The organism is Aneurinibacillus soli (genome assembly GCF_002355375.1).
GTDB classification, from domain to species: Bacteria; Bacillota; Bacilli; order Aneurinibacillales; family Aneurinibacillaceae; genus Aneurinibacillus; species Aneurinibacillus soli.
This window is the reverse complement of the sequence record NZ_AP017312.1, coordinates 1,147,037-1,168,015: the sequence shown is the minus strand read 5'-3', so window position 1 is coordinate 1,168,015 and position 20,979 is coordinate 1,147,037. Positions and strand designations below refer to the sequence as shown.

Genomic DNA, 20,979 nt, shown 5'->3' with positions numbered 1-20,979 from the left:
ATAGGTGTAACGGTTTTAATCATACCGATTTTTGCCGCCTTATGCAAGAAAAGGCGCGGATTATTCCGCGCCGTAACCGCCTATTGCACGAGCCGGGCCATAATAGAAATCAAGGATGTCCTGATATGTCATGCCTTCCTTGGCCATCTGTTTGGCTCCCCACTGACTCATCCCGACACCATGTCCCCAGCCGCTACCCGTAAACGTCACAGACGTAAGCGGTGTACCTGGCTGTGAAGCAGAAGAATTTGTCGTTGTAACTGCTTCCTTCACTCCTGAAGCGCTCTGCACATAGATCGGTCCTGTTACCTGTTTAGTTGCATTGCCACTCGTCACCATAACTGCATTCGGATTCGCAATGGTGCCATTTCCATCAATCGTCATCAATGATTGAGCCACCGACGTTCCGCCTGCTTGATTTCCTCCGTTCATCTGTACGCTGTAACGCATGCTTTTCAGTCCAAGTACGGTACGAGTCGCGTCTTTTTTCAGGTGAACGACTCCCTTATCTCCCTGAATAGCTAGATCAACCACTCGTCCGGACTCATCCGTCTGAGCTGTCACACCTGTAATCGTACCCGTCGCTGGCTTCATGCTTTTAATCTTACTCTGAATGTCGGCTGCTTTTAATGTAACCTGCCAGCTTTTATGCGGTGAGATTGTACTATCATACGGGTCCGGTTTGGCTGTCAAGTATGGAATTGGCGAGCCATTCCATACGTTTTCCGGTCCCTCTGTATATCCGCCATTACTTGCGCTGTACAGAGCATCGATTAGTTTACCATCGTGCATGAGTACCTGTCCGGCTGTTTCCGCGACAGCCGCATTCGAATTCGCTCCTTCAATGTTAGCCCCTTCATAGGCCTGATATTTCACTGTGTCGTTGATGAGGGGATTCGCTTTCATCTGACGCATCGCATATGTACGTGCTGCAACCGCTTGCGCTTTGAGTGCTTCTCGTTCCCATGAACTGCTCATCTCACGTGGTACAACACCACGCAAGTAATCTTCCATGTCAATATTGTTGATCGAAGCGATCGTCTGGAGTACGCCTTTCGTACTCAGACTGAATTCCATCGCGTCCCGATAACCGTATGTACTTTTCTTTCCTTTCAGTTGTACCACAGCTTGCTCGGTATTTGGTTGTGTTGGTTCCACGATAATCGATGTGGAGCTTTCTGTGAGCAATTGTGGCAGCAAACCGTCTTCATATAATCGTAGCTTTCCTGCCTCTATCTTTACGTAGTAGTTTTGTCCGGGAGTCAACGTAACTCCTGAATTGCCTTGAACAGTGTATGTATCGAGCACAGTAAACGAAACTTTGGTCACAACCTCGGAAGCAGCAAGTGAGAAAGGCGTTGTAACTTCCACTCTCACCTGAGGTTCGTCGGCGAAAGCAACATTCGCACTCACCGGAAGCAAAAGCCCCATGCCAAGAATTGCAGGTAGTACTTTTCCCAGTTTCATAACTCTCCCACCCTTTCTCTTTTTTTCTTATGCTACCATTCTAGCAAAAAATGAGAGAGAAAGGGGGGCAAAAAGTTAAACACTTCTATGAACGATTAGATTTCAAGCTGCGGGTTACGTGCCTGCATACCTGCTAAATTACGGTTGAACTCTTCTGATTCCTGCGGCAAAAGCTGTACGGATGTACGAACTTCATCCGCCTTCTCTGCTAATACTTCTGCGATACGCGCCTGCAGATCGGCACATGAAATCGTAACGCCAAGCAGTTCACTCAGAGACGCCAGTGTGTCTGGCTTCACATCGGGGTATGTGTCGCCTTCCACCGAAGAAATAGAATAAAATCTCTTCACCAACTCCGCCCGTGCAGTTCCGCCTTCATCGGCCAAAAGAAACGCTTGCACCGCCACTGCTCCACGCCGCCTGCGCTGTGCCAGACCGCCAAATTTCCGGCCATCAATACTTACATCAAAATCTCCTGGACAGTATGAGCCGACTACCTCTCCGGTATCCACTACTGCTCCATACGGCGCAAGTAACAGGCGAATAAACTCAACCATTGCTCGATATCCAGCATGAATATCCGCAAAAGCATCCGTCGTCGGCAGAATAAGCGAAATATTGAGCACTCCCTCATCTAGCACAACAGCTGCTCCGCCAGAATTACGAACAATCGGCGTATAGCCGCACTCTTGCAAATAGGCAAGTCCATCCGCAAGCCGGGTAAGCTTCGTATCCACATTGCCAAGCACAATGTTCTGGTGATGTACCCATGTGCGCACAACCGCCGGGCTTGTCCCCTGCTGGACAGATGTACAAAGTGTATCGTCTATAGCGAACGAATACAGAGCGTGAAACGACGGATGTGTTTTCGACTGGTCTACGAGCCGCCAGATATGTTGGCCAAATAATCCTTCTGTTTGCATACAACTCCTCCTCATTAGTGACTGTAAAGAAAAACGAGTGACCGTGTAAAAGCCCTCGTTTTCCCTACATTATCGAAATAAGCGGATGACATACATAATAAGCGACAGCACAACACTAAGCACGATACATGTGACAACCGGGAAATAGAAGCGAAAGTTTTCCTTCTCCACGACGATGTCACCTGGCAAACGCCCGAGATTCAAAAACCGTCCCCCTACCTGCCAGAGCAGGCCGATGACAATCAAGATCACCCCACCAATAATGAGCAGCTTTGCCATTGGATTCATATCTCTGGCATCTCCCGTCCGAAATATTGATAGGCGTGCGGCGTCACAATGCGCCCTCTTGGTGTTCGCTGCAAAAAGCCAATCTGCATGAGATACGGCTCACACACATCCTCAATCGTTGTCGCTTCCTCACTGATCGTCGCCGACAGCGTATCAAGCCCGACTGGACCTCCCCGGAACAAATCCATAATCGCAAATAGCAGCTTATGATCAATGTCATCAAGTCCGAGTCGGTCCACCTGAATGCGCTCCAATGCTTCCTGTGCCACCACATTGGTAATAATGCCGTCGCCCTGCACTTGAGCAAAATCACGCACCCGCTTCAACAATCGATTCGCAATCCGTGGTGTGCCACGGGAACGACGAGCAATCTCTTCCGCTCCCTCGCCGCGAATCTCCACGTCAAACAGTTCCGCCGCACGCAGGACAATGTATGCTAACTCCTGTACCGTATAATATTCAAGCCGACTCACCACGCCGAATCGGTCACGAAGCGGAGCCGACAGCATCCCCGCCCGTGTCGTCGCCCCAACCAGGGTGAACGGCGGTAAATCAAGGCGTACCGACTTCGCCCCCGGTCCCTTGCCGATGACAATATCAAGCGCATAATCTTCCATCGCTGGATACAGCACTTCTTCCACGCTGCGCGGCAGGCGATGAATCTCATCGATGAACAGTACATCCCCCTCACCAAGCCCGGTCAATATCGCCGCCAGATCCCCTGGACGCTCAATCGCCGGTCCCGATGTCGTGCGCAGGTTCACGCCGAGTTCGTTAGCGATAATCATCGACAGCGTTGTTTTGCCCAGTCCCGGTGGTCCATACAACAGTACATGATCCAGCGCTTCGCTGCGCATTTTAGCCGCTTCGATAAAAATCTTCAAGTTATCTTTAATCTGCTTCTGACCGATGTACTCTGCCAGATAGCGGGGACGAAGGCTGAATTCCATCGTGTGTTCTCCGGCATCAAAAGAATTCGCCGACACCATTCGTTCATCCACCATACTCCCCCCTTACTTCATCACAAAAAGCTGTAGTGCTCGCTTAATAATTTGGTCTGTTGACCCGAGATCGGTCCCGTCTTTTTCCATCTTCTTCATGACCTTCTGAATCTCTGTCTGGCTGTAGCCGAGCGCAGCGAGCGCTTCCATGGCTTCTTCTTTCGGCTCTGCAAATGCACCAAACAAATCCTCTTGTTCAGCCGTATCCGGCATACCTTCCACACGCGTAGCAACTGTAAGTACCGGCATTTTTTTCAATTTGTCTTTCAGATCCAGAATAATGCGTTGTGCCGTCTTTTTCCCAATGCCCGGAAAGCGTGTCAGAAAGTCAATATCCTCATGCGCAACCGCACCGATGATCTGCTCCGGTGTTCCAGCCGACACCATCGCTAATGCTCCCTTCGGCCCGATTCCTGATACATCAAGCAGCTTGCGGAATAAGTCCCGCTCTCCCCGCGTCGCAAATCCATACAGATGCATCGCATCTTCCCGCACATAATGGTGCGTATACATACGGACTGTCTGCCCTTCTCCTTCGCGATAGCGGAAGGGATTCCCCATAAATATGCGATACCCTACTCCATTAGACGCGATAACAACCGCATCCGTCTCGACGTAAGCAACCTGTCCCTCAATAAAATCAATCATGCTTTTGATTCCCTTCCCGTTTATTATCCTCCTATTGTACACCATAAGAAAAAACACGAACATACTTTCTTTCCCACAAAAATACGGCGCCTGGCTAGTGAGCCATGGTCGCCGCATCGTTCTCTTTTGTATTCGCAAACTCTTCATACGTAGATAAGATAGAGTGATATTCCGCTTCATCATTCACCCGAATGCCCTGGCGCAGCAAGGTAAGTTCTTCTGTCGGAAGAGTGGCTTCCAGCTTTTTCGTATCAATTTGAAAAAACGTCTGCATCACTTTTCCATCTTTCGGGAGACCATCAAACAGTGTCAAATCACCATTCGTATTTATTCCAAAGTACGCCCGCTCTCCGCATCCGGGAGCCAGTGCATCTACATTCTGCCTAAACGTATATTTATTTTGCTCATTCGAAACAAGCGTCCATCCCGAATAACGCTCTGTGAGCTCCTGAGCGGATGAAACGAATTCGCGCCTTGTTTCCTCTTCCATTTTGCCGCACAAATAGGTACGCTGTAATAAAACATCAACCGCCTGTCGGGCTGTTTCCTTCCCTGTTAACTGCTCAATTGTACGGTAGCCATACAGCAAGCTGCCGCCGAATATAAGCCCAAGCAAAACAGCAAACGCGACAATAGTCCACCAGTGGCGGCGCGATATATCTGGCGTTTTTCGATTCTGCATACGCATCCCTTCTTAAACAAAGACAGTTTTTACTTCCTATCTTGTCCTAAAAGGGATTTTTTTATACAGGGTGACAAATCGCCCGCCTATGAATATGATGTACCGTACTTTTGAAAGGGAGGAAGGTCCATCATTATGAAAATTCACGTTGTAAAAAAAGGCGATACCCTGGGGAAAATCGCGCAAAGATACAACCTTGACGCTGATACACTTAAGCAGGTAAACGGACACATCAAGAACCCCGACAAACTGGTGCCAGGCCTAAAAGTAAAAATTCCAACGGGAAGCACAATGCTTGTTTCTGATCTTCCAGCTTCACCACACACACCGAAACCGAACACCAATACGGTTTCTAATCTGGAGCTGACTGCGGTATCTGCAACCGATGACTTCAATGATATTCGTGGCGAGAAATATTTCAAAGAAAAGCCCGTGAAAGAACAGCCTTCTGTTGTGCTCCCTATTCCACCTGTCGTATCACCAGTAGAAATGCCGCCCATCATGGAGAACCCGCCACTACCTGTAACTCCACCGGCACCAGTAAAGCCCATAATGGAGAACCCACCACTACCTGTGACTCCACCAGCACCGGCACCAGTAAAGCCCGTGATGCCAGTAATGCCACAAATGCCTGTGCAATCTATGCCGATGCCACCGATTATGCCGCAAATGCCTGTGCAACCTATGCCGATGCCAATAATGCCGCAAATGCCTGTGCAATCTATACCGATGCCACCAATTATGCCACAACCGCCAATCATGCCAGAAGCACAACCAGCACCGCCTGCAGCGAAAAAGCCCGCAGTCAAACCAGCTCAGAAACCAGCTATGCAGCCACCAATGCCACAAATGCCAATGTATTGCGGACCAATGATGCCCATGCCAATGATGCCAGGCTGCAGCCACATGCATATGATGCCGTCTCCAATGCCGCAACCGACTCCATACATGGGAACAATGTCACCCTTTCAGCCGACAATGCCACTGACAACACCGGGTGATGGCAGTGAAATCATGGCGGATATGATGGTACCACCGGGATATCCACCGATTACAGGCAACATGATGCTACCTCAGGCACAGCTACCGATTACCGATAATATGATGCTACCTCCGGGGCATCCATCAGTTACAGGTGCTATGATGCTGCCTCCGGGGCATCCACCGATTACAGGCAACATGATGCTACCTCAGGCACAGCTACCGATTACCGATAATATGATGCTACCTCCGGGGCATCCATCAGTTACAGGTGCTATGATGCTGCCTCCGGGGCATCCACCGATTACAGGCAACATGATGCTACCTCAGGCACAGCTACCGATTACCGATAATATGATGCTACCTCCGGGGCATCCATCAGTTACAGGTGCTATGATGCTGCCTCCGGGGCATCCACCGATTACAGACAACATGATGCTACCTCAGGCACAGCTACCAATTACCGATAATATGATGTTGCCTCCGGGACATCCACCAGTTACAGGTGCTATGATGCTGCCTCCGGGGCATCCACCGATTACAGACAATATGATGCTCCCACCGAGTCATCCGCAGATTACAGGCAACATCATGAATCCGTATGCACCAAGCACATTCCCACCATATACGCCGTACGGATATGATTGCATGCCATATCATCCGCCGATTGCACCGACATGGGGCAAAAAGAAAAAAGGCTGCGGGTGTAAACGAGAAGACAGTTCCTCGCTTTCTACAGACTAACATCATGCAGCGGGGCATCTATACGCCCCGCTTTTTTTCTGTAAAAATAGATGGGGAGAGAAACGATAAGGGTGAGAACACTTAAGGGCGATCTCAGGAGGATCACATGGAACAATCACTAGTCACAGCCATTGAGCAAATGTATAACTGTCGTGTTACCCGCCTGTGGGTACGCCGTACCGTATGGCATTGCGAAACAAATCGTGGTACATGGATTATAAAAGGGTATGATGATTTTTCCCTGGCTGCCTGGGTGACTCGTCTGGCTGCCCTGCTTCATGGACGAGGATTTACGAATGTTGTGCGCTACGTCCCGACTATTCAGCACGTTCCTGTTTTTAAATGGAACGACCGCTATATGACCGCAATGGAACACTTGCCTGGCCGTAATGGAAGCTATTTTCACCGTGCTGATATTATGCGGGCTGTTCAAACACTCGCGCATTTCCATTTACTTTCAAGTGGCATTCCATATGGTCCACCGCCTGAAACAGGGGTACCTCTGCTCGCCAAATGGGAGAAGCGGCTAGAAGACTTTCAGAATGTGTGTACACAACTTGAGAACCAGGAACTTCCCCGGACACGTCTGACCCAACTTGTTCAATCAAATGCATCTCATATTCAAGAGGAAGCGAACTATGTACTTACGATCGCTCGCAACTCTCTACTTACGCAAGACTACAAAGATGCGCTACGCGACCAGCGCATTTCTCATAAGGACCTGGCAAGTCACAATTTCCTGATTCACGATAAGCGCACATCGCTCATCGATCTTGATGCAGCAGGATATGATACACCGATTGTCGACCTTGTCCAACTGCTAAATCGTGCGCTTGTTCTACAATACTGGGATATGGATGTGTTTGAACAGGCGATTTCCGCATACCGCGAGATTCGCCCACTGACAGAAGAACAGATCGCACTTATTTTTTTACTTGTACGCTTTCCCGATAACTTCCTGCGTGAAGTAAACGGGGTATACGACAGTGGATTGAACCCACATGTAAACCGAGTCGAATATTATGTGTCTATTCTTCTGAAGGGCAAGAAACGAAGAGCCTCCTTTTTTTCTGGATATGAACGTTTCCTGTACCAAGCTTCTCACCAAGCCTGAAGAGAACAAGAATACAAAAAACTCGCCTGATTTTTAACCACAGGCGAGTTTTTTGCGTGGACTTCAAAATTTATTTGCTGGTTTCTGCTTTCAAATAAACCGGATACGTCCCAAGCACACGAATCTGGCAGCCGAGCGCCTCCATCTCCGCAAATGCACCTGGCATGAGAATATCATCCATTTTATGATCAATGTCAATCACAAAATGATAGTTGCCAAGCCCCGTCTTTGTTGGACGTGATTCGATGCGTGAGAGATTCAGGCGGCGCCATGAGAACGCGGCTAACACCTGATGAAGCGCCCCAGGGAAATCAGATGGCAGCGTGACAAGAATCGTCGTCTTATGCATGTCTGATTCTGGCAGCTCAAGCGGATTGTTACTCACCACAACGAAGCACGTAAAATTATGCTCAGACGAGTCTTCAATATTTGCCTCCATCAGATCCACCGGATATGAGTACACCGCCTGCATCGGACAAATTCCGAGCCACGGCTCATTCGGATGCTCACTTACGATGCGTGCCGATTCAGCTGTGCTGCTTGTATATTCAATCTCTGCATGCGGCAAGTAATCGCGCAGAAAGTTGTGGCACTGCGCAATTCCCTGCGGATGCGACATGACTTTAGTAACCTCTTTGTAGTCGATACGCTCCGGGCGTCTAGCGCTGACAAGCTGATGAGAGATCGGCAGAATCACTTCAGCTAGGATTGGCAGATTCACCTTATGAATCATCCAATCAAGTGTTAGATTAACCGAGCCCTCCAGCGAATTTTCCCACGGCACAACCGCATGCGTAACTTTTCCATCCACAGCGGCTTCCATACAATCCGGAATCGTACGGCATGGCAGAAACGCGTCGCTTTCTTCCCGGAACAAATACCGGGCTGCTTCCTCTGTATTCGTGCCGCTCGGACCAAGAAACGAAAATCTTCTCTGCATATACAGGTCCCCCTACCGTGTCACACCGGACAAGCAGGCTTCCACCTGAACACCTTGTGTATCCGGAATGAGATTCATCACCGTACAGGCAATTCCCTGCTCTGCCAGAGCGTTCACCATAAAAGCTTCGAGTTTTGCTGTCGAGTTCCGCTGATCTACGAGGGCAATAATTGTCGGACCTGCTCCCGACAATGCAGCGCCTAGCGCACCATACTTCGTCGCATCTTCAATGATCGCCTCTAGACCCGGTACAAGCGGTACACGGTATGGCTGGTGCAGTACGTCTTTCATCGCAGACTTCAACAGTCCAAGCTGTCCGGTCGCAAGGGCTGCGACAAGCACACCTGTATGACTCGATGTATGCACGACATCATGGCGACTGTACATAGAAGGCAGTACATCACGCGATTTTGATGTCGAAAGCATAAAATCAGGGATGACGACAAGTGCGCCGAGATGCTCCGGTACCGGCAGGCGCACATACGGCACATCGTCTTCATCCATCAATGCTACGATGATACCGCCAAATAAAGATGCCCCCACATTATCGGGGTGCCCTTCCCGTGCGGTGGCCATGCTGAACAGCTCATCCGTCGTAAACGGTTTGCCTGCAAGCTCATTCGCCGCGACAAGTGCGCCCACAATCGCGGATGCACTGCTGCCAAGACCGCGCGTAAGCGGCACATCGCTATCAATATCAATGATAAGCTCTGGCACAGACAGACCTGCTTGCTCGAACAGATCCGCCGCTACTTTGTAGATTAAGTTTGTTTTATCTGTAGCAATGCCTTCGAGCTGTGAACCGTGAAGGCGGATGATTGTCTCATCCGCCGCTTCAAAAGAAATCGTGGTGTACAGTTGAAACGCCATGCCAAGCGTGTCAAATCCCGGACCGAGGTTGGCGGTGCTAGCCGGGACCTTGACCGTTACCTTTCCGTTCTGCACGTTTATACCCCCGCTCCCTGAGCGATGATGCCAAGAACGGCTTCTTCTGTGCTTTCCACGACAACCGGCTCGATACCTGCGGACTTGATCGCAATGTTCGGGTCTTTCAAGCCGTTTCCTGTCAGGACACATACGACTTGCTGGCCTGCTTCGAGCTTGCCAAGCTTACGCATTTTAATAATACCTGCAAGAGATGCCGCAGAAGCTGGCTCTGCGAAGATGCCTTCCATTGATGCAAGCTTGCGGTATGCCGCTACGATTTCATCATCAGTTACGAAGTCGATGTGACCGTTTGATTCATCACGTGCTGCAAGCGCCAGATCCCAGCTTGCCGGTTTTCCGATGCGAATTGCAGTCGCAAGCGTCTCTGGGTTTTCGATCGGCTCGCCTTTTACAAGAGCAGCAGCACCTTCCGCTTCAAAACCGAACATACGCGGCTTGCTTGCGATTTTGCCTGCTTCGTAATATTCTTTGAATCCTTTCCAGTATGCAGAGATGTTGCCTGCGTTACCAACCGGGATCGCAAGAATGTCTGGTGCTTTACCAAGTTCGTCGCAAACCTCAAATGCCGCTGTTTTCTGACCTTCCAGACGGTATGGATTCACCGAGTTCACAAGTGTGATCGGGTGCTTTTCTGTAATGTCACGCACGATTTGTAGCGCCTGATCGAAGTTGCCTTCGATTGCGATAATTTCAGCTCCGTACATCATCGCCTGCGCCAACTTGCCAAGTGCAATGTTGTTGTTCGGAATGAGTACGATACAGCGCAAGTTTGCACGTGCCGCATACGCTGCTGCTGCAGCGGACGTATTACCAGTAGACGCACACATAATGGTATGGCTGCCCTCTTCTACTGCTTTCGCTACCGCCATAACCATGCCACGGTCTTTAAAAGAACCAGTCGGATTCAATCCCTCATATTTAAAATAAACTTCTAAATCCAATTCTTCCGACAATTTTGGTGCAAAAATAAGCGGTGTATCCCCCTCATGCAGCGTGAGCCGAGGTGTTTTCTCTGTCACCGGTAATTGATTTGCGTAACGTTCGATAATGCCTGCCATTTTATTACTCCTCCCCGCCTTCTACCCGATAGAGGCTTTTCACTTCGTATACACTGTCTATTTCTTCAAACAGCTTGCGCACATCGAAAATATTTTTTCGGGACGCTTGATGCGTAACGAGAATAATTTCCGACTGCTTGCCATCATTGTACGGCTGTTGAAGAACTTGTTCTAAGCTTACATCATGATCGGCGAGAATGCGAGTGATTTGCGCCAAAACACCGCGTTTGTCATCGACAATCAAACGGAGGAAATATTTCGAAACGATCTGATCGTCTGTTTTCAGATGCTTTTCCTTATATGGAGCTACACTGCCACGACCATTAACGCCAAGCTTCTTGTTTTTTACCACCGTAACAAGGTCAGACACAACGGCTGTCGCAGTCGGAAGCTCCCCTGCGCCTGGTCCGTAGAACATCGTCTCTCCTACCGCTTCGCCGTGTACATATACCGCATTAAACACGCCGTTAACAGACGCAAGCGGATGACTGCGTGCTACAAGCGTAGGCTGTACACTCACATCGATAAGTTCCCCGTCGCGCTGTGCAATACCGAGCAGCTTAATCTCGTAGCCAAGCTGTTTCGCATGAGCGATGTCTTCTGCTGATACACGAGAGATGCCTTCGCAATCTACATCATCGAGGTTCATGTCTACGTGGAAACCAAGCGTACCGAGGATCGCCATCTTGCGTGCTGCATCGTGTCCTTCTACGTCTGCGGTCGGATCAGATTCCGCATACCCAAGCTCCTGTGCTTCTTTCAGCACTTCTGCGTAATCCGCACCCTCTTTGCTCATCTTGGTCATGATGTAGTTGGTTGTTCCATTTACAATCCCCATCATTTTTGTGATGCGGTCAGACGAGAAGCCTTCTACAAGCGCACGCAAAATCGGAATGCCGCCCCCTACGCTCGCTTCATAAAAAACATCGCAGCCTTTTTCCTGTGCTTTGGAGAGGATTTCTGCTCCATGCAGCGCCATCAAATCTTTGTTCGCTGTAACGATATGTTTACCGTTCTCAAGCGCCTGCAGCATGTATTGTTTCGTTGGGTTGATGCCACCGATTACTTCCACGATTACATCAATATCCGGGTTCTCGACCAGATCAGCCGGATCAGTTGTCAGGATGTCATCATCTAAGGAAATATTACGTTCTTTTTCTGCATTTTTTACAAGCACCTTCGCAATCTCAATTGCCAGGCCCGTTTGCTTCTGCAAGTCTTCCTGATGCCCCTGCACGATACGAACTACGCCAGTTCCGACTGTTCCTAATCCCATTAAGCCTATCTTGACTGTGTTTTCTCGCATTATATCTCTCCTCTTTTCTTTCTAATTAACATATAAGTACAGACAGACGTTATCCTCGGCCGACAATCGCGGCACGACGGACCCCATCCAGTGCATGTAATTCTTCCAAAAACTCTGTCGTCGACTGCGACAATTGCGCTGTGTCAATCGACATCGCTACGTTTGCCATTCCCTGTAGCGGAATGGTTTGGTTTATCGTTAATACATTACCGCCCCGTTCAGCCACGAATTTCAACACGTTCGATAACACGCCTGACTGGTGCTCCAGATACAGGGACAGTGTAACAATCATGTTCTGCATCATGGAGTTAAACGGAAATATGCTATCCTTGTATTTGTAGTACGCACTTCGGCTTAACCCTACACGATCCACGGCTTCATTCACGGTATCCACCGCTCCGGAATCAAGCAGTTTCTTCGCTTCAATCGTTTTGGCAATCGATTCCGGCAGCACATCCGAGCGGATCAAATAAAACTGCTCCTCCCTCTTTTCCATACAAGTCCTCCCGGTAAAAACAAATGTTTATATACAATGGACAGTATACCTGCTTTTTTGCAGCCTTACAAGGGATATTTGTTTATTTTTCAAATTTTATGTATGTGTAAAGCGATAGTTTGTGGTGGGGAGCCGGGAGTGAAAATGATCGGCACTACGTACGCTCTGCGGGGAAGTATAGACTGTCCGCTTCAGGAGAGCTGCAGACTCGTCCGCAAAGCGCTTCCGAAGGCATGCTAAAGAAGTAGATTGCGGACAAAAGCCCGTCTGCTTCTCTCCTTCCGCTAGGTTGTCGCGTACAATGTTTCGCTAATTTCCACTCCCGTCTCCCAGCGCAAGCTTTCGTTTTTATACTTCACTCTGTTTTGAATGTCTAAGCTCCGATGAAAAACAACTACTACAAAAACAAGCCAGCTTCGATGTGAGCTGGCTGTTCTTTATCATGGTTCACTTTACGCTTTTATGAATTACAAACTCCTTTTCTTCCTCTTGCGATAGAGAAAAACAAGGAAAACCAACACTACAACCAGTATAACAAGTAGACCACCATTCGGATGGATATAGTGTTCTGCTTTTTTCCAATCATGCCCCAATACTCTTCCCAATGTGATAAAAGTAAAAATCCACAATACCCCTCCTGCATACGCGTAAAGAGCAAATTTACGAAATCCCAAACAGGAAATACCTGCTAAATAAGCAGTAACATGCCTTACGCCAGGAATGAAATAGCCGATAAAGAGCAGAAATGGACCAAATTTATTGAAGAGTGCTTGCGTACGCTCTATTTTCTTTTCTGTAATGTGAATCTTAGGACCAAACTTTTTCAGGAAAGGGCTACCTAACTTTATCCCCAACAAATAGCTAATCGTAATTCCAGTGAGCGCACCTATAACAGCGCTTACTACTGACAGTGCATACAGCATCTTTCCCTGATATATGTTATAGCCTACATACGTCAGCACAATTTCATCAGGCAAAGGCAGACCAACAATGCCTCCTACAAGAGCGAGTACAATTCCAAAATAACCATAGTGAGCAAGTAGGTAATCTAACTGATGTTCCATGTGAAAGCCGCCCCTTAATCCTTTTTCCTCTATGTTATTTACTACTTTATTGGCATTAAACACAATGGTAACGTCTACGTATGAACAAATCAAATCTTAACCAGAAACCATCCTGTGTTTTTTCATCCACTAGAAGGCGAGCAGCTCCATTCTATTGTCCATTTTTCATTTCATTTTCCAACTTTTCTATACGTTTTTCTAATAATTCTATTTTGTTATCTCGCTTTCTAAAAGGCTTGCGAATCAGAAAAACTAACAAGCTAATAGGCAGTACCACAAAAATAAAAAGCATTATTACCTGAAAGATAAGTGTTCCAAATTGAATGTCCACATGACACCTCCTTTTTTTACATATTTTATCATATAATGTAAAGGTGTGCTGATAGATCAGATAATTATGCAAGAGAGCACGAAGTAAAAACTTGGACGTAATCGGGTTGTATACCTGATGATTATGTATGACGCCAATCAAGGCGTCTTTTCATTTTGCCAACAAAAAGAGGGTATCCCCATCAATGATGAGAACACCCTCTACATTACATCTATGCGATTACACTGCGTCAAAAAGCAGGCACAGATCGCACTTAGTTTAGCAATGGATATAACAAAGTATGTCAGGAGACGGGAAGAGAGAATCAAGGAACGCCTTGTATGCGCTCTCCCCAGCGGAAGGAGGCAGGCAGACGGGCCTTTGCCCGCAATTCTTCCCTGTCATACTTCCCTGGCCTGCACTTTGCGGGCGAGTCTGCATGTCTTCTGGAGCGGCCAGTCTCCGCTTCCCTGCCAAGCAACCCGAAGTGACAGGATTCTCTCTTCCCGGCTCCCTCACCACACTTTGTTTATACGACCATTACTACATTACATGCAGATATGCGCCTACTCCACAAACTCAAACTCAAACTTGCCAATGACCACAATATCGCCATTTTTCGCGCCTTTTTTACGCAGGGCATTGTCCACGCCCATGTTTCGCATCGTACGAGCAAAACGCTGAATCGAATCGTGGCTGTTCAGGTTTGTCATCTTAACAAGCTTCTCTAACTTCTCGCCTTCCACCACATACGTCTCGTTATCGCGGCGCACCGTAAATCCTGGTCCTTCCTGCTCTGCACGGTACATGACGGTTGTCTCTTCTTCCGCTACCTCTTCTACATCCGGCAGGAACGGAATCTGATCAAGCTTGTCGGCTACCGCATACATTAGCTCGCGAATACCCTGATTGGTCGCGGCCGAGATCGGGAAGATTGGCACATCGCCTACCTTCTCCTTGAATTCAGCGAGATTTTCTTCTGCATCCGGAATGTCCATCTTGTTCGCGGCAATAATCTGCGGGCGATCTTCAAGTTTCCGATTGTACAGCTTCAGCTCTTCATTGATCTGCACGTAGTCGGTATACGGATCACGTCCTTCAGAGCCTGCCATGTCCACCACATGAACAATGACACGCGTCCGCTCTACATGGCGCAGGAATTGATGACCGAGGCCCACCCCTTCATGCGCCCCTTCAATCAGACCGGGCAAGTCTGCCATTACAAAGCTACGTTCCTCATCAATATCTACCACACCGAGATTAGGCGTAATCGTTGTAAAGTGATACGCCGCAATTTTCGGGCGGGCTGCTGATACAACAGACAGCAGGGTTGACTTGCCGACGCTCGGGAACCCAACCAGCCCGACATCTGCGAGTACCTTCAGTTCGAGGCGTACATAACGCTCCTGACCTGGTTCGCCGTTCTCCGCGATCTCTGGAGCAGAGTTCGCCGGTGTCGCAAAACGAGTATTGCCCCGGCCACCGCGTCCACCACGGGCGATTACCGCCTGCTGGCCGTGCATAACAAGATCCGCAATAACTTGCTGCGTATCGTCATCAATCACTGTCGTTCCTGGTGGTACCCGTACGACCATATCGTCCGCACCTGCGCCGTGCTGGGACTTGGTCCGGCCATTCTCACCGCGTGTTGCTTTGAAATGACGCTGGTAGCGGAAGTCAACAAGTGTCCGCAATCCTTCGTCCACCACAAACACAACATCGCCGCCGCGCCCACCATCGCCGCCAGCAGGTCCTCCTGCAGCTACATATTTCTCGCGACGAAACGCAACCATGCCGTTGCCGCCGTCGCCGCCTTTTACGTATATTTTTACGCTATCTACAAACATGCTGATTCCACCCTTATCTAGACTTGTCCGCTTCTGCAGTGAACGGGATTATACACTCAATCACAGACTCTTCATCCGTATGAATATCCATCACAAACTGTCCGCCAAGTGCTATTATCTCCTGCTCCATTGCTACAAGCGCCTGCTTCATTCCCGCCGCATCCAGACGTCCGGCATAATCAGCGACTCCATGCAAACAGTCCCCACTATACGTCAACGTCAGCAAAAGCGTATTCGGTTCTCCATTCATCTGTGCATGCTGTCGATATGTCTCCACCATGCCCAAAATACAGTTCCCGAGATCCGGTCTGTCCAGCAGCGAGAACGGGGCCGGAATCTCGACGTCAAGCACCACTTCCTTGTGCAGGGCGTTAAATGAAAGCAGATACGTCACAAGAGACGGATGGGCAAGACGCGCGATAAGCGTATCCCGATTCGCCTCTTTAATGACACGATACATATATTCTTCACATAAATCGTATTTTTGAAGCTTCAAATATCCGAGCAGAACCTGGATATGGTTCAGCCAGTCATGCCGCTGATGATTGATAACTTCGATCAATTTATTCATCCGGCTTCTCTCCCTGTCGGCTTTTCTCTCCATTATATCACTCTGACACGATGGGAACCATACTCACGCAAAAAGGCTGCCGACGTGAGTCGACAGCCTTATGTCAGGCGCTCTATTACGCTTCGTTTGCTACTGGCTCGATAACCACTTGTTTGCGGTCACGACCAAGACGCTTGAAACGAACGATGCCATCTGTCAGAGCGAACAGCGTGTCGTCGCCGCCACGGCCTACGTTCGCACCCGGATAGATCTTCGTACCACGCTGGCGGTACAGGATGTTACCCGCTTTAACGAATTGACCGTCTGCACGCTTAGCGCCAAGGCGCTTCGAGATTGAGTCACGGCCATTCTTTGTACTACCTACCCCTTTTTTAGAGGCGAAGAATTGAAGGTCCATTCTTAACATGAGATCCACCTCCTCAATATTTACGTGTGTCCTGTATGCGGACATATTTTCCGTTGCTCATCTCCACTGCACGAAGCGAGGCAATCATGCCTTCGAGGAGAAGCTGCACCTTCTCCGCCGTATCCGATTCATACTCGTCCGGAACGGTAACATGGAGAAAGCCGCTCTCCCCCTGCTTCACAGGCAGGGCGATGTTCAATACCATTTCAATCGCATTGACTGTGCCGAGCGAGATTGCAGAAACAGCGGCGCATACCAGATCGCGACCGTATTCGGCAGACCCGGCATGTCCACGTATCTTCATCTCGTAAATCGACTCATCTGCGCGTCGTTTTACTTGTACCGTAATCATTACGCATTGATTGCTTCAATAACAACCTTTGTGTACGGTTGACGGTGACCTTGCTTACGACGGTAGTTCTTTTTCGCTTTGTATTTGTACACGATAATTTTTTGACCTTTACCGTGACGTTCTACTTTCGCTGTTACAGTTGCTCCTGCTACGAGCGGAGCACCTGCTTTCACACCGTTTTCACCGGCTACGAGCAACACTTTGTCGAATGTTACTGTCTCACCTTCAGCTGTTTCGAGCTTCTCGATGTAGAGTTCAGTACCTTGTTCTACTTTGTATTGCTTGCCACCTGTTTCGATAATTGCGTACATAATTGCACCTCCTCCATATACTCAGACTCGCCAATATCCGGTGCAGCCTCTGCCGACTTGGTAACCTTAATTGAGCGGTTGGAGTCTGCTTGAGGCGTCAAGCACACTAACCAACAGAAAATAGATTATCACAATCTGCCAGCAAAAGCAACCATTATTTCCTCCCAAGCTGGGTAATACGATAGCTCTGTTGATCAAGCAATTCATTCGGACAGCAGCGTACGTCAAGGCCACTTGCCCGTGCAAGCTCGTCCCGATGCGGCGCAAGAAACGCCAACACATGCGGATGGACTTCCACTGTGACGGATTCATTCCGATCATCTCGTCCATGAGCAATCAACTCGCGCTCCAGGGCGCCAAGCAGTGTTTCTTCGGACAAAATGCGGCCCCGGCCATCACAGGACGGACAGAGACGTAGCAGGGTATCCGAGAGTGTCTGATGCTCTTTTTTACGAGTCATCTCAAGAAGTCCTAGTTTCGTAAAGCCGAGCAGGTGTGTTTTTGTCCGGTCTTTCCTAAGCTCCTGGCTCATCGCATCGAGCACACGAGCCCGATGCTCGTCCTGTTTCATATCGATGAAATCAATAATAATGATGCCGCCAATCCGCCGCAGGCGAAGCTGACGAGCAATCTCCCAACACGCTTCCACATTTGTTTTGACAACGGTTTCTTCCAGATCATGATTGCCAGTAAATTTACCCGTGTTCACATCAAATACCGTCATCGCTTCTGTTTGATCAATCACGAGATATCCGCCGTTCTTGAGCCAGACTTTGCGGCGGAGTGCTTTCTCAATTTCGCTCTCTACTCCATAATGAACAAACAAATCCTCCGGCTCGCCATACAGCTTAACCCGATCGGTAAGCGAAGGGCGATAGTGTGCTAGCAGCTCCCGAATTTCCTGATAGCATGCACGGCTGTCCACTACCAGCTCCTCCACTTCTTCACTCAGCATGTCACGCGCTACACGCGAGATAAGGTCCATATCCCGATGGACGAGTACAGGCGACTTCCGATCTTTCGCCTCATCCCATGCCCGCTGCCACCGGGCACGCAAAAAGGCAATATCCGCCGCAAGTTCTTCCCGACTTGCCCCTTCTGCAAGCGTTCGAATAATTGTGCCTTCCCCAGGCCCCAGTGCTTCGGCTGCGATGTTTCGCAGACGCGTGCGTTCAGATTCCTGCTGAATGCGCCGCGAAATCCCAATGTAGTCCACTTCCGGCATAAACACACCGTACCGCCCTGGCAGCGACACCTGCGTCGTAACACGCGCCCCTTTTGTCCCGAACGACTCTTTACTCACCTGCACCACAATTTCTTGCCCCTGTGTTACCACTTGATTAATCGCAGGCTTGTGCTTGCCCTCCTCGCCTGGTGAAAGACAGTCATCAATATATAAAAATGCATTTTTTCCCGTACCAATATCGACAAAAGCAGCTTGCATGCCGGGTAGCACATTCTCTACCCGTCCCCGATAAATGTTGCCGACGATCCGATCTGCTTCCGGACGTTCCAGGTAGTATTCCATCAGCCGCTTCTGCTCGAGTATCGCGACCCGCGTTTCCCGACCCACACCGTTCACGACAATTCTTCTCAACGCCGTTCCCCCTCACAATCTAAACATCCTGCTTCCCATTTTAGCGCAAAAGCTCTCGAACTGTACAATTTCTGAGCCTGGCATCAAAAAAAGACGCCAGCAGCTTCTCTTCCGGCACAAAGCCACTTCGCTCTCCCGTCAGCCAAAAATGATGATACCGATTCCGTCGCAGTGTACGTACCGCTTCATGCACCCGCATGTCTGGCTCAATTCGCACCGGCAGAATGGCCAGCCCTTCCGCATAGCGAGAAAGACGGGCCTGCCTAGAAAGCAGAAAACGTAAAAACAAATAGGGCCGCTGTCGATAATCCATCACATTGTGGAACAGCAAATAAAACGACACCGCCATGCCGTTGAGATGGGGGACAGGCTGCGTACTGCTCCAGTACAATAGCACAAGTGCCCCCAGCACACTTCCGTATAACGTCACATCCATAGAACGACGGTACGAGATAAAAAAGCTGTACACGATCTGCAACAGGCGACCACCGTCCAGGGGCCAGATGGGCAGCATGTTAAATACTGCAATCACCATATTGCTGTACACAAAAAAAGCCGTCCACACAGACGACCATATTCCCATATATTCCAGAAGCCAGCCGAGTAAGATCAGAGCGGCATTCACTGCCGGGCCCGCCAATGTGACCACGATTTCTTCCCGCGCTCGCGTTCCCCCCCACTCATCCATTTCGGCCACACCGCCAAACGGGAGCAACTCAATTTTGCGAATGCGCCAGCCATACAGAAGCGCTGCTATGACATGACCTGCTTCATGCAGCAAAACAAGTACAAACAGTGTCACGACCTGAACGAACTGTCCGGCGAGAAGTGCCAGGAGCATGAGCGCCCAAAAAACCGGGTGGACGTGAAACGCAATGCTAGTCAAAGCGCACCACGCCCTGCGGATCAATGAACTGCCCGTTTTTCTTTACTGCAAAATATACCGGCCTTACTTTGCTGTCCGCTGTTGCTGCACGCCCAATCTCTTTCTGCACTTCAATCCAGTCGTTCTGCTTCACACTCACACTGCCAAGCCCGGAATACCATGTCTCCACCCCTTTTGCATGCTGAATGATTACCGTATTCCCAAGGCCCTCCTTCTGTCCCGCAAATGTCACCCACCCCTGATCAACTGCGCGAATCTCCGCTGTACCGGGAGTAAAAAATACGCCGCTCCCCTGTTCTGCAAATGTCTGGATGACCTTGCCGGAAGAAGGAGCTTTCAACAGGAGTCCCTGTGATTGAAGTACAGGCTTTGCTTCGTTGCCCGGAGCGCCGACTGCCGGAAGCAACGTTGGTACCGCTCCAAATTTTTGCTCATACCAGGCAGACATAGCTCCAAAATCATAGGAACGGTCGAATACTTCCCCCAGCACGGCCCGGTATTTTTCTGCTCCGGGAAATGGAACCGTCTGTATAATGTACGCTGTGCTTAACACGAACAAGGAGGCGATGATCTTAATCAACCATTTGTCCCCACGGCGCATCGGTGCAGGCGGCGTTCCTGAATGCTTCTTCTGTGGTCGATTGCCCGGACGGCGGACTGCTGGAATATAGCGTTCACCCGGATACCTGGAGTATGGCTCTCCTGCGTGATCATATCGCCGATACGGTTCTTCATGCTCATGATACCGCTTCAATGCCTGTTCGTATCGCTCGTCCCGTTCATATGTCAAATCGTCCTGGTAACGCTCACGATACGCTCGATCCACTCTATATGAATCATGCTCATCCTCTTCGTAAGGGCGAGACATGTCCTGCTCATCAAAAAAATAGGAAGAGTACGTATCCTCCATCTGCTCCCGCAGGCGGCGTACCCTCTCTTCCCGGCGGCGTTTGATACCGTCTGTATCATAAAATGACATACGCCCATCCTCCTCTCTTCCTTGTCCGTTTCGTAGTACAAGTGTATGAGAGGAAAATGG

Annotated in this window: 23 protein-coding genes and 1 other annotated feature; of the genes, 2 read left to right on the top strand and 21 right to left on the bottom strand. The window is 49.3% G+C overall.

The window, feature by feature from the left end; genetic code table 11:
* Positions 1-60 precede the first annotated feature (60 nt).
* The 6 genes from CB4_RS05950 to CB4_RS05925 form a co-directional block, all read right to left on the bottom strand.
* Positions 61-1,467, bottom strand: coding sequence for a SpoIID/LytB domain-containing protein (locus tag CB4_RS05950; protein ID WP_096464042.1), 1,407 nt, complete (start codon positions 1,465-1,467; stop codon positions 61-63).
* Between the two features lie 95 nt (positions 1,468-1,562).
* Positions 1,563-2,390 (bottom strand): lipoate--protein ligase family protein, encoded by an 828-nt coding sequence (locus CB4_RS05945; RefSeq protein ID WP_096464040.1) that lies wholly within the window; start codon positions 2,388-2,390, stop codon positions 1,563-1,565.
* 69 nt (positions 2,391-2,459) lie between these two features.
* On the bottom strand, positions 2,460-2,678 hold the full coding sequence (locus CB4_RS05940; RefSeq protein ID WP_096464038.1) for a DUF2905 domain-containing protein: 219 nt from the start codon (positions 2,676-2,678) through the stop codon (positions 2,460-2,462).
* The gene (gene ruvB / locus CB4_RS05935) at positions 2,675-3,682 is read right to left on the bottom strand and encodes a Holliday junction branch migration DNA helicase RuvB (RefSeq protein WP_373681343.1); all 1,008 of its coding nucleotides are present in this window, start codon (positions 3,680-3,682) and stop codon (positions 2,675-2,677) included. Before ruvB ends, CB4_RS05940 begins: the two co-directional genes overlap by 4 nt.
* Positions 3,683-3,691: 9 nt before the next feature.
* The gene (gene ruvA / locus CB4_RS05930; RefSeq protein WP_096464036.1) at positions 3,692-4,327 is read right to left on the bottom strand and encodes a Holliday junction branch migration protein RuvA; all 636 of its coding nucleotides are present in this window, start codon (positions 4,325-4,327) and stop codon (positions 3,692-3,694) included.
* Positions 4,328-4,421: 94 nt separating this feature from the next.
* Positions 4,422-5,009, bottom strand: a complete 588-nt coding sequence (locus tag CB4_RS05925) for a BofC C-terminal domain-containing protein (RefSeq protein WP_172890809.1) — start codon at positions 5,007-5,009, stop codon at positions 4,422-4,424.
* Between the two features lie 135 nt (positions 5,010-5,144).
* Here CB4_RS05925 and CB4_RS05920 point away from each other — a divergent pair, with 135 nt between their 5' ends.
* Together CB4_RS05920 and CB4_RS05915 are read left to right on the top strand one after the other, a co-directional pair.
* Positions 5,145-6,734, top strand: coding sequence for a LysM peptidoglycan-binding domain-containing protein (locus CB4_RS05920; RefSeq protein ID WP_096464032.1), 1,590 nt, complete (start codon positions 5,145-5,147; stop codon positions 6,732-6,734).
* Positions 6,735-6,840: 106 nt separating this feature from the next.
* Positions 6,841-7,848 carry a phosphotransferase gene (locus CB4_RS05915; RefSeq protein WP_096464030.1) on the top strand — a complete coding sequence of 336 codons (1,008 nt, stop codon included), beginning with the start codon at positions 6,841-6,843 and terminating at the stop codon, positions 7,846-7,848.
* A gap of 70 nt (positions 7,849-7,918) precedes the next feature.
* Here the strand turns inward: CB4_RS05915 and pheA are convergent, their stop codons facing one another.
* From pheA to CB4_RS05840, 15 genes are all read right to left on the bottom strand, one after another.
* On the bottom strand, positions 7,919-8,788 hold the full coding sequence (pheA, locus tag CB4_RS05910; protein WP_096464028.1) for a prephenate dehydratase: 870 nt from the start codon (positions 8,786-8,788) through the stop codon (positions 7,919-7,921).
* Between the two features lie 12 nt (positions 8,789-8,800).
* The gene (thrB, locus tag CB4_RS05905) at positions 8,801-9,733 is read right to left on the bottom strand and encodes a homoserine kinase (protein ID WP_096464026.1); all 933 of its coding nucleotides are present in this window, start codon (positions 9,731-9,733) and stop codon (positions 8,801-8,803) included.
* A 2-nt stretch (positions 9,734-9,735) separates the two neighbouring features.
* Positions 9,736-10,794, bottom strand: coding sequence for a threonine synthase (thrC, locus tag CB4_RS05900; RefSeq protein WP_096464024.1), 1,059 nt, complete (start codon positions 10,792-10,794; stop codon positions 9,736-9,738).
* A gap of 4 nt (positions 10,795-10,798) precedes the next feature.
* A complete protein-coding gene (locus CB4_RS05895) occupies positions 10,799-12,100 on the bottom strand; it encodes a homoserine dehydrogenase (protein ID WP_096464022.1) in 1,302 nt (433 codons plus the stop codon).
* 49 nt (positions 12,101-12,149) lie between these two features.
* Complete coding sequence (locus CB4_RS05890; RefSeq protein WP_096464020.1) at positions 12,150-12,596, bottom strand: ACT domain-containing protein; 447 nt, start codon at positions 12,594-12,596, stop codon at positions 12,150-12,152.
* A 467-nt stretch (positions 12,597-13,063) separates the two neighbouring features.
* Positions 13,064-13,660, bottom strand: coding sequence for a DedA family protein (locus tag CB4_RS05885; RefSeq protein ID WP_096464018.1), 597 nt, complete (start codon positions 13,658-13,660; stop codon positions 13,064-13,066).
* 151 nt (positions 13,661-13,811) lie between these two features.
* Positions 13,812-13,991, bottom strand: coding sequence for a hypothetical protein (locus tag CB4_RS05880; RefSeq protein ID WP_096464016.1), 180 nt, complete (start codon positions 13,989-13,991; stop codon positions 13,812-13,814).
* 545 nt (positions 13,992-14,536) lie between these two features.
* Positions 14,537-15,817: a GTPase ObgE gene (obgE, locus tag CB4_RS05875; RefSeq protein WP_096464014.1), complete on the bottom strand. Its 1,281-nt coding sequence runs from the start codon at positions 15,815-15,817 to the stop codon at positions 14,537-14,539.
* 13 nt (positions 15,818-15,830) lie between these two features.
* The gene (locus CB4_RS05870; RefSeq protein ID WP_157737815.1) at positions 15,831-16,388 is read right to left on the bottom strand and encodes a Spo0B domain-containing protein; all 558 of its coding nucleotides are present in this window, start codon (positions 16,386-16,388) and stop codon (positions 15,831-15,833) included.
* Positions 16,389-16,503: 115 nt separating this feature from the next.
* Positions 16,504-16,794, bottom strand: a complete 291-nt coding sequence (gene rpmA, locus CB4_RS05865) for a 50S ribosomal protein L27 (protein ID WP_096464010.1) — start codon at positions 16,792-16,794, stop codon at positions 16,504-16,506.
* A 13-nt stretch (positions 16,795-16,807) separates the two neighbouring features.
* Positions 16,808-17,146 carry a ribosomal-processing cysteine protease Prp gene (locus tag CB4_RS05860; RefSeq protein WP_096464008.1) on the bottom strand — a complete coding sequence of 113 codons (339 nt, stop codon included), beginning with the start codon at positions 17,144-17,146 and terminating at the stop codon, positions 16,808-16,810.
* The gene (rplU, locus tag CB4_RS05855; protein WP_096464006.1) at positions 17,146-17,457 is read right to left on the bottom strand and encodes a 50S ribosomal protein L21; all 312 of its coding nucleotides are present in this window, start codon (positions 17,455-17,457) and stop codon (positions 17,146-17,148) included. The genes CB4_RS05860 and rplU overlap by 1 nt, the downstream gene beginning before the upstream one ends.
* Positions 17,458-17,470: 13 nt before the next feature.
* Positions 17,471-17,547: a sequence feature (ribosomal protein L21 leader region), on the bottom strand.
* Positions 17,548-17,611: 64 nt separating this feature from the next.
* The gene (locus CB4_RS05850) at positions 17,612-19,054 is read right to left on the bottom strand and encodes an Rne/Rng family ribonuclease (RefSeq protein WP_096464004.1); all 1,443 of its coding nucleotides are present in this window, start codon (positions 19,052-19,054) and stop codon (positions 17,612-17,614) included.
* 40 nt (positions 19,055-19,094) lie between these two features.
* Complete coding sequence (locus CB4_RS05845) at positions 19,095-19,940, bottom strand: M50 family metallopeptidase (RefSeq protein WP_096464002.1); 846 nt, start codon at positions 19,938-19,940, stop codon at positions 19,095-19,097.
* On the bottom strand, positions 19,933-20,919 hold the full coding sequence (locus CB4_RS05840; RefSeq protein ID WP_096464000.1) for a M23 family metallopeptidase: 987 nt from the start codon (positions 20,917-20,919) through the stop codon (positions 19,933-19,935). Before CB4_RS05840 ends, CB4_RS05845 begins: the two co-directional genes overlap by 8 nt.
* Positions 20,920-20,979: the final 60 nt, after the last annotated feature.

Coding starts and splice junctions, on each gene's coding strand:
- CB4_RS05950 (WP_096464042.1), bottom strand. CDS start 1,467: ATGAAACTGGGAAAAGTACTACCTGCAATTCTTGGCATGGGGCTTTTG.
- CB4_RS05945 (WP_096464040.1), bottom strand. CDS start 2,390: ATGCAAACAGAAGGATTATTTGGCCAACATATCTGGCGGCTCGTAGAC.
- CB4_RS05940 (WP_096464038.1), bottom strand. CDS start 2,678: ATGAATCCAATGGCAAAGCTGCTCATTATTGGTGGGGTGATCTTGATT.
- ruvB (WP_373681343.1), bottom strand. CDS start 3,682: ATGGTGGATGAACGAATGGTGTCGGCGAATTCTTTTGATGCCGGAGAA.
- ruvA (WP_096464036.1), bottom strand. CDS start 4,327: ATGATTGATTTTATTGAGGGACAGGTTGCTTACGTCGAGACGGATGCG.
- CB4_RS05925 (WP_172890809.1), bottom strand. CDS start 5,009: ATGCAGAATCGAAAAACGCCAGATATATCGCGCCGCCACTGGTGGACT.
- CB4_RS05920 (WP_096464032.1), top strand. CDS start 5,145: ATGAAAATTCACGTTGTAAAAAAAGGCGATACCCTGGGGAAAATCGCG.
- CB4_RS05915 (WP_096464030.1), top strand. CDS start 6,841: ATGGAACAATCACTAGTCACAGCCATTGAGCAAATGTATAACTGTCGT.
- pheA (WP_096464028.1), bottom strand. CDS start 8,788: ATGCAGAGAAGATTTTCGTTTCTTGGTCCGAGCGGCACGAATACAGAG.
- thrC (WP_096464024.1), bottom strand. CDS start 10,794: ATGGCAGGCATTATCGAACGTTACGCAAATCAATTACCGGTGACAGAG.
- CB4_RS05895 (WP_096464022.1), bottom strand. CDS start 12,100: ATGCGAGAAAACACAGTCAAGATAGGCTTAATGGGATTAGGAACAGTC.
- CB4_RS05890 (WP_096464020.1), bottom strand. CDS start 12,596: ATGGAAAAGAGGGAGGAGCAGTTTTATTTGATCCGCTCGGATGTGCTG.
- CB4_RS05885 (WP_096464018.1), bottom strand. CDS start 13,660: ATGGAACATCAGTTAGATTACCTACTTGCTCACTATGGTTATTTTGGA.
- obgE (WP_096464014.1), bottom strand. CDS start 15,817: ATGTTTGTAGATAGCGTAAAAATATACGTAAAAGGCGGCGACGGCGGC.
- CB4_RS05870 (WP_157737815.1), bottom strand. CDS start 16,388: ATGAATAAATTGATCGAAGTTATCAATCATCAGCGGCATGACTGGCTG.
- rpmA (WP_096464010.1), bottom strand. CDS start 16,794: ATGTTAAGAATGGACCTTCAATTCTTCGCCTCTAAAAAAGGGGTAGGT.
- CB4_RS05860 (WP_096464008.1), bottom strand. CDS start 17,146: ATGATTACGGTACAAGTAAAACGACGCGCAGATGAGTCGATTTACGAG.
- rplU (WP_096464006.1), bottom strand. CDS start 17,457: ATGTACGCAATTATCGAAACAGGTGGCAAGCAATACAAAGTAGAACAA.
- CB4_RS05840 (WP_096464000.1), bottom strand. CDS start 20,919: ATGTCATTTTATGATACAGACGGTATCAAACGCCGCCGGGAAGAGAGG.